The organism is Mesorhizobium erdmanii (assembly GCF_013170725.1).
Classification (GTDB): Bacteria; Pseudomonadota; Alphaproteobacteria; order Rhizobiales; family Rhizobiaceae; genus Mesorhizobium; species Mesorhizobium erdmanii.
The window spans coordinates 5,949,323-5,961,577 of record NZ_CP033361.1; the positions used below are offsets into that span (position 1 = coordinate 5,949,323).

General features: G+C 57.8%; 11 protein-coding genes, 1 tRNA gene and 1 pseudogene. 9 read left to right on the top strand and 4 right to left on the bottom strand.

Annotated features, from left to right (window positions below):
• Positions 1-164 precede the first annotated feature (164 nt).
• Positions 165-240: transfer RNA gene (locus EB233_RS28650), tRNA-Phe, on the top strand.
• 212 nt (positions 241-452) lie between these two features.
• Entirely contained in the window at positions 453-1,763 is a 1,311-nt protein-coding gene (locus EB233_RS28655) for a tyrosine-type recombinase/integrase (RefSeq protein ID WP_064987417.1), read from the top strand.
• A 472-nt stretch (positions 1,764-2,235) separates the two neighbouring features.
• On the opposite strand, the gene EB233_RS28660 is transcribed toward EB233_RS28655, so the two are convergent.
• Complete coding sequence (locus EB233_RS28660) at positions 2,236-2,679, bottom strand: division/cell wall cluster transcriptional repressor MraZ (protein ID WP_171892271.1); 444 nt, start codon at positions 2,677-2,679, stop codon at positions 2,236-2,238.
• A 253-nt stretch (positions 2,680-2,932) separates the two neighbouring features.
• On the opposite strand from EB233_RS28660, the gene EB233_RS28665 reads away from it, so the two are divergent.
• From EB233_RS28665 to EB233_RS28675, 3 genes are read left to right on the top strand one after another with little or no spacing between them, the layout of a single operon-like run.
• Positions 2,933-3,700 carry a hypothetical protein gene (locus EB233_RS28665; RefSeq protein WP_155765429.1) on the top strand — a complete coding sequence of 256 codons (768 nt, stop codon included), beginning with the start codon at positions 2,933-2,935 and terminating at the stop codon, positions 3,698-3,700.
• A 40-nt stretch (positions 3,701-3,740) separates the two neighbouring features.
• On the top strand, positions 3,741-4,730 hold the full coding sequence (locus tag EB233_RS28670) for a M48 family metalloprotease (protein WP_064987396.1): 990 nt from the start codon (positions 3,741-3,743) through the stop codon (positions 4,728-4,730).
• Positions 4,723-5,385, top strand: coding sequence for a hypothetical protein (locus EB233_RS28675; RefSeq protein WP_064987395.1), 663 nt, complete (start codon positions 4,723-4,725; stop codon positions 5,383-5,385). Before EB233_RS28670 ends, EB233_RS28675 begins: the two co-directional genes overlap by 8 nt.
• Here EB233_RS28675 and EB233_RS28680 read toward each other — a convergent pair.
• The 3 genes from EB233_RS28680 to EB233_RS28690 are packed head-to-tail and all read right to left on the bottom strand — an operon-like array spanning position 5,368 to position 7,372.
• Positions 5,368-5,949: a hypothetical protein gene (locus tag EB233_RS28680; protein WP_064987394.1), complete on the bottom strand. Its 582-nt coding sequence runs from the start codon at positions 5,947-5,949 to the stop codon at positions 5,368-5,370. The genes EB233_RS28675 and EB233_RS28680 overlap by 18 nt on opposite strands.
• Entirely contained in the window at positions 5,946-6,797 is an 852-nt protein-coding gene (locus tag EB233_RS28685; RefSeq protein WP_064987393.1) for a bis-aminopropyl spermidine synthase family protein, read from the bottom strand. Before EB233_RS28685 ends, EB233_RS28680 begins: the two co-directional genes overlap by 4 nt.
• Positions 6,794-7,372, bottom strand: coding sequence for an ATP-binding protein (locus EB233_RS28690; RefSeq protein WP_064987392.1), 579 nt, complete (start codon positions 7,370-7,372; stop codon positions 6,794-6,796). The genes EB233_RS28685 and EB233_RS28690 overlap by 4 nt, the downstream gene beginning before the upstream one ends.
• 563 nt (positions 7,373-7,935) lie before the next feature.
• Between EB233_RS28690 and EB233_RS28695 the strand changes: the two genes are divergently transcribed.
• From EB233_RS28695 to EB233_RS28710, 4 genes and pseudogenes are all read left to right on the top strand, one after another.
• Positions 7,936-8,859 (top strand): DUF4238 domain-containing protein, encoded by a 924-nt coding sequence (locus tag EB233_RS28695; RefSeq protein WP_244277778.1) that lies wholly within the window; start codon positions 7,936-7,938, stop codon positions 8,857-8,859.
• Positions 8,860-9,363: 504 nt separating this feature from the next.
• Positions 9,364-9,621 (top strand): hypothetical protein, encoded by a 258-nt coding sequence (locus EB233_RS28700; protein ID WP_064987391.1) that lies wholly within the window; start codon positions 9,364-9,366, stop codon positions 9,619-9,621.
• A gap of 756 nt (positions 9,622-10,377) precedes the next feature.
• Positions 10,378-11,565: a Fic family protein gene (locus EB233_RS28705; protein ID WP_006329252.1), complete on the top strand. Its 1,188-nt coding sequence runs from the start codon at positions 10,378-10,380 to the stop codon at positions 11,563-11,565.
• Positions 11,566-11,575: 10 nt separating this feature from the next.
• Positions 11,576-12,048 (top strand): annotated as a pseudogene (locus EB233_RS28710) (tyrosine-type recombinase/integrase); the annotation flags it as partial.
• Between the last annotated feature and the right edge of the window lie 207 nt (positions 12,049-12,255).

A 12,255-nucleotide genomic window follows, 5' to 3' on the forward strand; every position in this document is an offset into this window, starting at 1 on the left:
GCGCGGCGTGGAAACCAGCGGATCGGACGGCATTTCTTTTCCTGCCGGAAATCGACACCTAGGCGCTGGACAGGCCGGATTCCCATGCTATAACCCACGCGCTTTCAAGGGGCGCCCACGGCGCTCCTGAAATCCGGAGCGCGAGTTTTCGTTAGCCGGAACAGGCCCAGATAGCTCAGTTGGTAGAGCAGCGGACTGAAAATCCGCGTGTCGGTGGTTCGAATCCGCCTCTGGGCACCATCCCCTCTTCTCCCGACAGTCTCTTTCGCCGAAGGCTCTACGCTTCTGTCTCGGCAACTAGCTGAAATACTTACTGATTTCGGTGCCGAAAGCGCGGATGGTCGGGTTTCGTGGAATTTCGGCGCAGTTGGTCCAACGAGGCGGGGGGCTGGTATTTTCGCTGGTATTGGAGATCCTGATGGTATCGATGCAGCCAAATGGAGGTCCCGAAAATGGCTCTTTCCGACGTAAAATGCCGTAATGCCCGACCCGCTTCCAAGCTCGTGAAATTGTCTGACGGTGGCGGGCTCCAGCTTTGGGTGCAGCCTACCGGATCTCGCCTATGGCGCCTCGCCTATCGTTTTGGCGGCAAGCAGAAGCTTCTGGCGTTGGGCAGCTATCCCCTCATCTCCCTCGCTGAGGCACGCGAGGCGCGCGATACCGCCAAACGTCTCCTCCTACGTGGCATCGACCCCGCACAGGAGCGTAAGTCGCAAAAGGCTTCGGCGGAGGACACCTTTCGCTCAATCGCGGAGGACTATGTCGACAAGCTGAAGAAGGAGGGACGTGCCGACCGGACCATCACCAAGGTCAAATGGCTGCTCGACTTTGCCTATCCAACGTTTGGGGACAAAAGCGTTCGGGAGATCGATCCGGCCACAATTCTTGCCGCTCTCCGCAGCGTGGAGGTTCGTGGTCGATACGAGTCGGCCAGGCGAATGCGCTCCACCATCGGCAGCGTGTTTCGATATGCAATCGCAACCGCACGCGCCGATGTAGATCCGACGATCGCCCTGAGGGGCGCACTCGTCGGTCCGACGGTCACGCCCCGTGCCGCGGTTACCGATCCTAAGGCCTTGGGAGGCTTGCTGAGGGCGATTAATGCATTTGACGGACAGCCTACAACCCGAGCCGCTCTGAAGCTGATGGCCCTGCTATTTCCCCGCCCCGGCGAGCTGCGCGCGGCCGGATGGGACGAGTTCGATTTCGAAAGCTCGGTGTGGAGCATCCCTGAAGGACGCATGAAGATGCGACGGCCGCACCGCGTACCTCTTTCCACGCAGGCCGTCAGCGTCCTGACCTCACTTAGAGAAATCTCTGGTGGTGGATCGCTGTTGTTTCCTAGTGTTCGATCGGGTTCGCGTCCGATTTCCGACAACACGCTTAACGCCGCCCTTCGCCGTATGGGCTATGGCAAAGAAGAAGCTACCGCGCACGGCTTTCGAGCAACGGCATCAACTCTGCTAAACGAATGCGGCAAGTGGCACCCGGACGCCGTAGAGCGGCAGCTGGCCCACATTGAGAACAACGACGTTCGGCGCGCCTATGCCCGGGCAGAGCACTGGGAAGAGCGCGTCAGGATGATGCAATGGTGGGCCGATTATCTGGATGAACTCGAGAGCAAAAACTCGCGGGTGGTCTCAATCGGGGGACGCGAGGCAAGCCTGATGTCCATACATCCTCGCGAGGGTCTAGTTTGGAAGCCAGCAGCGACGGTTCGCCAAACGACGAGACGAACCTCCAATCTCCGAAAATCACACTGAACCCCGTCGAAAACACCGAAACTGGGCGACCAATGTTGCAGGCCTGGAGGGTCATCGTTTTCCACAGGAAATCAATACGTTATGTTGGCCACGCATTTCCTTCGTATTCTCTCGTATGGTCTGGTGAACCTAAGGACCAGGAGGAGGACTAGTATTCCCTCCGCGGTGTCTCGTCGTCCACAAGAAGGGTCGATTAACCCGTGACGAACCTGGCTGGTTTGGGCCGCACACGGATTGACCGCTTTGCCGGGAGAATGAGTGATTTCGGTCATAAGGCGGCCCGCTCCCAGCGACCTTGCGGCGGCGTGCTACTTGCGGTCGCTACCCGCCAGCTCCGCCGGTCCGGCAGGCGTGGGGACCCGTGTCTCTCTGAGACCCTCTCCAGCGAGATCATATGTCCACTCGCGAGGACCGTCGGATTCGAACTTGTCGTCAAATTGCGGAATGTTCTTGTTTTGTTCGCTGTTCGGTGTCAGTCTTGCCGAATGGACGCATTGCTATCAGAGGTAGACGAAGGGATTACCGTCGAAGCTTGCGTAGCCAATAGAGCAACGCGCTTTGCCCGTTCGGCTTGCCATGTGCGCTCCGACCAGAACCATAAGCGCGAATTTCGCATAACTACGCGCACGCAACCTGCAGTCTCAGCATCGAGATATGACGCCAGAGGTGAAGGCAGAATAGTGCGTCCTGCCGCGTCGATCGACATTCGAATGAACCTGTCCATGGCGGCCAACGCCAATTCATCCTTGTCTCGCTCCTCCGCCATATCGATCATGCTTTGCAGGTCGGTGATCGCCTTTTCTCCGTGTGGCACCCACGGCAGGATTTCGGCCCGTGCACCAGTCTCAACTACGGCCAGCAATGTCGAGCCTGTGACGCTAAGCCAGTCGAATTGAGCACGAACAAACACGGGCAACACAACCCGCCCTTTCGATGCGAGGGGCAGAACGTCGGTCCAGACCGCGCGGCCAAGCGAGGCGACAGGGTTCCAGCTGGGTGGTCGACCGGTTTTCATGGGACAATATGGAAACAAGAGCAGATATGTTTTGCACAGCTTATCCTGCAGATGTAAACAGGGTTTAAGCGAGAAGGTTTCGGCTATTTGCGTTTTTTAATTGCGATTGTGGCGTCGCGCTGACAGTTTCGCGGGCTTGATTGGGAAGAAGTCGATGGATTCAATTGAGGCGCGCTGGGAGATGCCTTCCCCTCGCAAGACGGTCAGCAGGATGGGCGAAGATTACGTCTGTTGGTCACGCATGCAGGCAGAGGCTGGGCAGGCCCTCGAGGCTATCGTCCGTCGTAAAGAACTGGAGCGGCGAGCCGGACGAGGCATGTTTTGCTGGGGGGTCGGAAATGCCCCCGCCGTGATCACGGGAGCTTTGGCGAGGCTTGGCGAGCCGGTTGCGGCCGTATTCTCGATCATGAAAAGTCGCCCAAAGGCGGTCGACGTGAATCCGGGAAGAATCGTCGCCTGGCGGCGCTACTTCGATGTAGATGGCGCCATTCGACCGATGCCGCGCCACGTGCTCGTCACCAGTCGCGCCGAAAGTGCGAGCGGCCCGAAGTCCCGACATTTCGCGTTGATGTGTTGGTCGGACAAACCACTTTTGATCCAGCACGGAGAGCAGTTCGATCCGGCTGCCTACCGAAACGCCGGGGGCACTGGCGCTCCGGTCGGCGCGTCGCAAGTCACCGCGCTGCTCAAGCGAGCCTCACAAGGGGAAGGCGCGAGCGCATATGAGGCAAACCTGAAAGCGTGGCTTGTAGCTGCCTATTGGGTCAGGCTTACAGATCCTATAGATTGTTCCCCAGAATTTAGTTGCATCGACGATCTCACTGATGGCTCGGTGGACGAGTGGTTACAATTCGTCGATCGTGCCAGACACGAGAGTGAATTGGCGGAGCCATCCCACGCCCAACAGGGCTGCTTGCTTTAAGCGACCATCCCATCGCTCCGGCGTCATTCGAGAGGATAGAGTGGATCCGGATTCCAAGGCCCTGATCAAAGAGCTCAAGGATGCAGGGTTAAGCGACCAAGCCATAAGGGCGGCTTGGCCGTCCTGGTGGAGCGATGAGGCGGCATCCAGCGCCTCGGCCCGCACAGAGCTAAGGTTTGCTCTTTCTCGCAGACTCGGGCTTGAGCCTCAGTCCTTGCTGGGCGCGCGGGTGGAATTTGTTTGGCAAGATGATACTCGCTTCAAAAATCTTACGGCTGGCGACGCTGTTCAACGCGGCGCTCTGGCCTCTTTTGGAAACGCTGTCGGACGGCTTCTGCTAAGGGCGACGCCTCGTGTGCGATCGATGGAAGCGATCGGTGCGATCACGCTGCGGAACGCAATCCTATCTGGGCGATCCGTTGTCGACCTCGTCGGCCTGATCTCTGCGTGCTGGGGATTGGGTGTCCCAGTGATCCACCTGCGTGTTTTCCCCCTCCGGATTAAGGCGATGCGCGCCATGGTCGTCGAAGTGGAGGGCCGTCACGCTATTTTGCTTGGTCGCGATGCCTTCTATCCCGCTCCAATTGCGTTCACGCTTGCGCATGAGATCGGCCACGCCGCCCTGGGCCACATTGGCAACAATAAGACCCTCGTCGATATCGGCGATTCATCATTCGGCAGCGAAGACCAGGAGGAGCAAGAAGCGGACCGTTACGGTCTTGAACTCCTGACGGGTTCCGCCGAACCCGTCATCACGACGAACATCGATAACTTCAGTGCCCGCGGGTTAGCCGAGGCCTGCCTAGAGGCCGGACCATCTCGAGGGATTGAGCCCGGCACGCTGGCGCTATGTACAGGATACGTCCGTGACGACTGGGTTGTCGCCAACGCAGCACTCCGACACGTCTATTCGGAACGCAAGCCCGTCTGGCGGGAGATCAACGCGATGGCCGCTGGCGAGCTGAATTGGGGAAACCTCAGCGATGAATCGATAGAATATCTTGGCTCGGTCATGGGCAACGATGGCTGACCCGCTCGTCGACAACGACGTCGTCCTAAAGGTCTGCTGCTACGGCCTCGACGCCGCGCTGATCACAACGCTCGCGAAATATGGCGGTACACCGGCAATGCTTCCCTTGGCACGCTATGTGGTCTTAGGGCGCATTAAACGCGACCGGTCCCTGCAGAGTCAGGAGACCGCGCTTGCTGCGCTGGAACGGGTGCTTAAGGACTTAGGGATTGTCGAACCTGACGAGGCGGAAATTCATCTCGCCGCATCCTTCGAGGCAGCAGCGCAAGCGCGCAACCTGGAACTCGACGGTGGCGAGAGCCAGCTTCTGGCAATTCTGATAAGTCGCGGGCTGAAACTCCTCATCACAGGCGACAAACGAGCCGTTCGGGCCATCGAGGAACTGGCGGCCGATAAGCTCACATGTGGATCAATCGCCTGTCTTGAGCAATTGATCGCGACGATCCTGGCCCAACTTGGGCCCGTCGTGTTGCGACAACATATTTGCGCTGAACCAGCCGCTGATCGAGCATTGACCGCGTGCTTCGCCTGTCGATCCTCGGTGATCGATCTCGCCTCGATCGAAGAAGGCCTTCGCAGCTACATCGCAGACCTAAGGAAAGTCGCGAGCAAAGTGCTAGTCGGCGCCAACGATCTCTCAGGTCTTGTTGCGTAGAAAAACCGCATAGGGCGGCATGAGTTCAGCCACCAGGCTGATCCCGACCTCTTTCCGATCGCCATCATTGACGACTTCCGGATGATCGAGAACCTCAAGGCAAGCCTTGTCAGCCTGCCCGCGGAGATACCGGCTGCCGATCCTACCCATGCTCCTGCCGACCGGGACGCGGGTCTGGTTCAGCGGTAACAACATTTCGCATTTCTCGAGACTCTTGATGACGAGAGCGAATCTGGATCCGAGAACGCGGATGTCCGGCGGTATCTCGGTCCAGTTCAGGTTATCGGCGGAGTATTCGTCGGCTCTCAGCTGCTCGGCGAAATGTCGAGAGGTCATCTTCTCCATGACGAGGTGAATCGGCTGGCCGCGCTGCTCAAAGATCTCGGCAAATGGCTGAACCATTGAACGCGGGTGGCACGTGTTCCCCCCATATCCCCACATCCCGTATCCGGCGTCCTCGATTTCCTTTGTCTTTCTGGCGATGATGGAATCGAGGTCCTCGTTGGCATGCGTTCCCACTTTCATGAACAAAACGCCAGCGCCAGGTTTGATGATTGCCGTCATGGTGTGCCTTTCAGCAGTTCAAGTGAATACTCATCTTCATGGGCCATGCCGTAGTTTAGGACTTTTTTCTCTCGCACGTACTTCACCCGAAGCTCTTTCGATCGACCATAGAAATTCGCCAAACGCTGTGGCGTTGCAGGTTGACTTGGAACCACGTTCGCCTTGTTTTCCGCAAGCGCACTGACATAAAGATTGCACGAGCATAGATCGGGGGCATCGTCCAAGTGATAGGTGTGAAGTTTCCGCTGCATCTTTGAGACGTAAAACCCGCGCTCGCGCGAAAACGCTTGCACCCTAGCTAAGACGTGTTTGGGCCAGGCGAGTTCATCGTCATCAGCAATGACAACCATTCCATCCCCATCGTAGCCGACGGCTTCGATGCCTCGCTCTACAAAGAGGTTGACGCTTTCACCGTCATTGTACTGACCCCAGGGCGGGTTCGTGTAAAAGCAATCGTATTTCGTAACCGATGGAAATGCGTCGAAACAGTTGTAGAGCTCGGCATCCAGGTTCTCGATACGCTCCTTATCCGCGAACCGTTTGACGGCTTGGACGGTCCTCTCATCAAAATCGAAAACGGTTATTTTTGATGGGCCGAAATTGAGCACGCCTCGACGTTTCATATAGGCGACACAGACGCTGATCGCATCGCCGTCGCCGATGAAGGCAAGCCTTTTGCCGTCAGCCCAGTCCGCAACCATTTCGCTTTGAAGCACCATGTCGCCGGATTTCATGTGGATCTGATCAAACTCCCGCAGAGGGCGTGGCCGATTCTGCACCACGTCTGAAACGGCGTTGATCGCCCTGCGCAAATCGACGCGGATCCGGTCATTCGGGATCCCTGTCATGACAGCCTCCCCAGCATGCGTTCGATAAGAGTTTCGCGAGGAAGCCCAGTATCGAATAGATATACCGGCGAGCCTGTAATGATGCCATAGGTCGTCGCAACCGAGGCCTGTAGCCCGGTATGCATTCGCGCTTCTTCATCGCTGATCATAGGACGACCGCCCGGATCATTTGCGATGCGTTTTCGTGTTTCCTCTGGACTGGCAAAAACGACCCAGATTTCGTCAGGCTTCAACCGGGCAATCTGTTCGAAGGAAAAAGCTGTGATGCGGTAGCCGTAAACCTCCTTCGTCACCGGGTGGCTGTCGATGATGATTGGCCGTGTCGAACGATGATTGTCGACAAAAGTAGCGAGCAGTTTGTCTACCTCCGCCACGTCCTGCGGCGTCACCAGACCCGCCGACTGCGATCGCAGGTCTTCTTGACTCTGAACCGTTGAACACCTGTCTTTTAGATATTCCGTTAGCCGAGCCCCATATTCCCAAATTAGCAAGTCGGGGATTTTTTCGGCAAGCAAACGAGTCGTGGAGCTTTTCCCCGCGGCCGGAGCCCCGGTCAGATAAATCACCTTTGACATTGAACAACTCCCCCGCCTCGTATCCGAGCACTTTGCAGGAAAGAGTCAAGCGAACCGCCACCGTTGCAGGAATTTGTTGATTTCATCTCGTTCACGCCGGAGTCGGCAACGGCGCTTATCGGATGTCGACGCTGACGTGGAGGGTCGGTGGAATGGGCGTCTGCGATCTTGTCGGAAAGAGCCGCCGGAACTGCTTCGACGACCGCGTACTTAAGAAGGGGTCAGAAGTAGCAGGGCATCGACGTCGCCGCATATCTACTAGCCACAAAGCTAGCGCCTGTCCGCGGGAGTGGGTTCGTTGATTGGTACAACGTCGAATTTCAAGCTCGCCGTGGGAGACGTCCGCTTTCGGGCAATGTCACGGCTAACCTCTACGGCCTACATCAGGCGCAAAGCCGACGCTCCAGATAGGCTGCGCCGCCGTGCTGCAGGCCTGCAATTTGCTCGATACTTCAGTCAGATATGAGCAATGCCAAGAAGATTCTGTGGTCGCGTTCATAAGAATCAGATCAGATATTGTCTGGTGCGTAAGAATTAAGGACAAAAGGAGCACGCAAGCGCAAATGGCGAGGGCTTCCAGATACTTCGGCGCATGGGGCAACGTGCCCGTAGATGATGATGTGCGGCCGTTCAGCATGATCAATCCCGTGGGGAGCAATGCCAACCGGACCAACCGCCGACATCACTTTATCTCGGCCGTCTATATGAACGGCTTCGCGGATGACCGGGGCCGAGTTCTGGCCTATCTTTGCGAGGCGCCCGAAGACCCGCTGCCGCCAATGAATCCACGGGCCATTGGTTTCGAGCGAGACTACTATTCCCAGAAGCTGCCCGGGGGTGGTCAGGAAAACCATTGTTTCGAGGATCTGTGGAACACCATCGAGACCGGATGGCCGGAAACGGTGCGGGCGCTCGCGGCACGCGGCCTGTCGGCCCCCATCTCCTTCAACGTGCTCGGCATGCAAACGATCTTGCGCGCGCGTGTTCCGGCGACGCGCGATCGGCACGCGCTGATGATCGAGGCCAAAATTCGCTGCGAGCACAAGATCGGCGAAGAACTCGGCGTCCTTCCTCCGCCGCTCGAGCGCTATGTGGGCCAGTTCGACACCGTGCCGATAGGCGTCAACCCACGTGAAACGCTGCTGGCAATGAAAGGTGAGTTCAAGGATTTCGGCGACCTCTGTTTCCGCCTCGGCTTCGAGGTGCTCCACAACAGGACAAGCACGCCTTTCCTCACATCGGACAATCCGGTCTGCAGCTACGATCCGCGTCAGGCGTTCCATGCGCGTACGCCTTACGAGCATTCCGGCGAGGTCGAGCTGATCTTCCCGGTTTCGGCACATGCTTGTGCGCGGTTCCAGCAAGCGCAGGCCGGTGAACATGATCTCGCGCCATCGCGATATCTCCGACAGCCACAAGGTGCGGCAACTCAATCGCACGATCGCGCAGTTTTCCTATCGCATGACCATCGGCCAGGATCGCTCTAGTGACGACCTGATCCGCGCCCATGGCGCGCTCGTGCCGACCATCACCACTAGAGTGCAGCGACTTGGGGAAAGAGGTGCATATCATCTGCCGGAATGTTTTCGGTCTCCGGCCGAGGTTATCTCAATACATCGACACGCCTGAAAAGGCCGCGCGCCTTGAGGCCAGGATGGCTGCTACATCGAGCCACGCGGACCCGATCCTCGAATGACCGGATTGATGGAAGAGCCTTCCGTTTGCGCGGTGTTTTGGACTGCCGGAGGCTTGCGACCATTCGCGGCATCACCGAAAGGCGACAGATGGTTTTCCACCCAACCATGCCCGTAACAATCACGCGGTTTTGTCTCTCACGCGAGAACCCCTGATGGAGAAAGCGAAGCTCTCCGAGTTGAAAAAGCTGCGACATTTCAACATCGAAACCTTGAATGGTCGGGTCATCAACATAATGCCGCTTTTGGGAGAACCGATCCTGGCACCTCTGGATTCCGAACCTCGATGGCACGCTGATGGAGATGCGTCCGGTTGACGCCGCCCGTTCGGCCTATTGGGGAGAGAGTGCCGCCCGCGACGAAGACGTGTGCTTCGGCCTGCTCGAGATATTGTGGCAACGCGCCCGATTGCCTGCGGAGATTGCCGAAGGCTATCGCGTGTTTCTGCGATCCCGCCAATCGCGCTTTGCTCAGGTGCTGGAGGCAGAGACCGGAGATCAAGCCTGGTGGTCCGACGCAACGGAGCTACAACTGCCGGCATCCAACGTCCGGTGAATATATTGCCGGCGAGCCGCCGCATGTCTGACGCCTCGCAGAATTGTTGACTGAACTGCCCACGCTGCCTACCTGCATCACGTGAGCAGAAGACAGAGGTTATATAGCGTGAATCTGCCGAACATTATTTGCGAAAACGCGCTGGCCCAGAGCCTGTTCGAGCGCTGCGCGGAGTCGCTACCGAAATTCCACAATCCGTTCATCGGCGCGCTCTATGACTGGCAGACGTTGCTTACAGGTGTATTGTCGGCACGTATCTATTGTGGATTCAAATCCAGCGTCAAAGACGCCAGTCGCGATTTGAGAGCGAATGGATCGCACTCGAACGCAAACGTGAGAACCTGGCCCCCGCATCGGGCTTCCACACGCTCTCGCAGAGCTCAGCAGATATTGGGCTGCCTCGTTCGAGTCCTCTCGCAGCCTGGTCGCAGCGTCGCGTGCTTCCGCAGTCTCTGGAGAATCATTTGGAGGCGCCTGTATTTTCCTGGTCGTATATCCCTAGTCAGCGCGACCGGCGAAGTTCGGCCAAGCGATCGGCCAAATCGACCTACCGATCGCAAATTTGTACATACTATCAATGCGCTAAGCATAGCGAATATCGGCCATCATCGGCATCGGCATTGGCGTCGTCGATCAACCGTCTCGGTGAAGCTGAGGTAGCGGCTAACATCGGCCAAATGATCGGCCAGTTATGGGCGCTCAGCTAAAATTTCTGTTGACATATACGTACTTAGCGCGATCTAACATCGGCCAATTATGGAAGAGACCGTACAGCGCATCGAGCCGGCGCGCCTGGAAGACGTTGCGGAGCCTATCTCCGACGCGCTGGCTGAGCTGTCAGCAAGCTCGGCGGTTCTCGGCGCCAAGCTGCATCCGCGCACGGCCGCGAACCTGGCGGATCTCGTGCGCATCATGAACACCTATTACAGCAACCTGATCGAGGGCCACAACACGCGCCCCCGCGACATCGAACGCGCCCTCGCCGGCGAATTCGACAAAGACCAGGAACGACGCAACCTGCAGGTGGAAGCCGCGGCCCATGTTCGACTGCAGGGGGAAATCGATCGCCTGGCAGCGGAGGGTCAGCTCCCAGAACCGGCTTCGCTTGATTTTTTGCGCTGGCTGCATGCGGAATTCTACCGTGACGCCGATGAGGCGATGTTGCGCATTCGCGGCGCAGACAGAGAATTCTTGATGGTTCCGGGTCGGTGGCGATCACAGCCTGAACATGATGTCACTGTCGGCCGCCACCAGCCGCCGTCAAGCGATCGCGTCGAAGCGTTCATGGAGCATTTCGCTAGCCGGTACCGCTTCCAACGTACGGGCAAAGCGGCTAGGATATTGGCGATTCCGGCCGCGCATCATCGGTTCAATTACATTCATCCCTTCCCAGACGGCAATGGACGCGTCAGTCGCTTGATGAGTCACGCCATGGCCCATGAGGCAGGAATCGCCGCGCACGGGCTGTGGTCGATTTCCCGAGGCCTGGCGCGGGGTCTGGAAAGCCGCGGCGACTATAAACGCATGATGGATCACGCCGACATGCCACGCCAAGGCGATCGCGACGGCCGCGGTAATCTTTCTATGCGGGCGCTGGCGGATTTTACCTTATGGTTTCTACGCGTATGCATCGACCAGGTCAGTTTCATGTCCAGCCTGTTCGATTTGAACCAACTTGCCCGGCGCCTGCAGCGGTTCGTTCAACGCTACGACCTGAAGCCGGAAGCTTTCCGGCTGCTCGAGGAGGCGCTTCTGCGCGGCGAGTTCGATCGCGGTGAGGCCTCACGTATCGCTGGCTTGCCGGAACGTACGGCCCGTCGCGTGTTTACCGAGGTGCTCGAGCTTGGCCTGCTTGCGTCCGATACCCCGAAAGGACCGGTATCGCTACGCTTCCCGGTCGACACGTTGGACGAACTGTTTCCTAAGCTATTTCCGGAAACTTAGCGTCGCATAACTGCGCCTACTGTTTCCCCGCCCCGGCGAGTTGCGAGCCGCCGGATGGGAAGAGTTCGACTTCAAAGGCTCGGTGTGGACCATCCCGGAAGCAGGCATGAAAATGCGGCGGCCGCACCGCGTTGCACTTTCGAGGCAGGCCATCAAAATCCTGACCGATCTCAGAGACATTTCCGGCGGCGAGGCGCTGCTGTTTCCAAGTGCGCGATCGGGTTCTCGTCCGATTTCCGACAATACACTTAACGCCGCCCTGCGTCGCATGGGTTACAGCAAGAAAGAAGCAACGGCTCACGGTTCCCGAGCAACGGCATCAACTCTGTTGAATGAATGCGGCAAGTGGCATCCAGACGCAAGAGAGACAGCTAGCCCATATTGAAAAGAACGACGTTCGGCGCGCTTACGCCAGGGCGGAGCACTGGGAAAAGCGCGTCAGTATGATGCAGTTGGCGGGCCGATTATCTGGAACGAAATTGAGAGCACGAAACCTGCAGTTAAACCCAAACAAGTGTAACTGCAACCCCGTGTCCGCACCTATCGTGAACATGAACATCAGCTTTGCGTACGTTATGAAATTGGCCGCGTCTATGTTGGGGCGGAACCGGCGACGCAGTCCTTCGAGGGACAGGGGCTTTTCACAAATCTACGTCAAGCGGCTTAACTGGTTGTGGAGCTTCATTCGTT

Excerpts from the sequence above, each read along its gene's own strand:
- EB233_RS28655 (WP_064987417.1), top strand. The coding sequence starts at position 453 with ATGGCTCTTTCCGACGTAAAATGCCGTAATGCCCGACCCGCTTCCAAG.
- EB233_RS28665 (WP_155765429.1), top strand. The coding sequence starts at position 2,933 with ATGGATTCAATTGAGGCGCGCTGGGAGATGCCTTCCCCTCGCAAGACG.
- EB233_RS28675 (WP_064987395.1), top strand. The coding sequence starts at position 4,723 with ATGGCTGACCCGCTCGTCGACAACGACGTCGTCCTAAAGGTCTGCTGC.
- EB233_RS28680 (WP_064987394.1), bottom strand. The coding sequence starts at position 5,949 with ATGACGGCAATCATCAAACCTGGCGCTGGCGTTTTGTTCATGAAAGTG.
- EB233_RS28685 (WP_064987393.1), bottom strand. The coding sequence starts at position 6,797 with ATGACAGGGATCCCGAATGACCGGATCCGCGTCGATTTGCGCAGGGCG.
- EB233_RS28690 (WP_064987392.1), bottom strand. The coding sequence starts at position 7,372 with ATGTCAAAGGTGATTTATCTGACCGGGGCTCCGGCCGCGGGGAAAAGC.
- EB233_RS28695 (WP_244277778.1), top strand. The coding sequence starts at position 7,936 with ATGGCGAGGGCTTCCAGATACTTCGGCGCATGGGGCAACGTGCCCGTA.
- EB233_RS28700 (WP_064987391.1), top strand. The coding sequence starts at position 9,364 with ATGGAGATGCGTCCGGTTGACGCCGCCCGTTCGGCCTATTGGGGAGAG.
- EB233_RS28705 (WP_006329252.1), top strand. The coding sequence starts at position 10,378 with ATGGAAGAGACCGTACAGCGCATCGAGCCGGCGCGCCTGGAAGACGTT.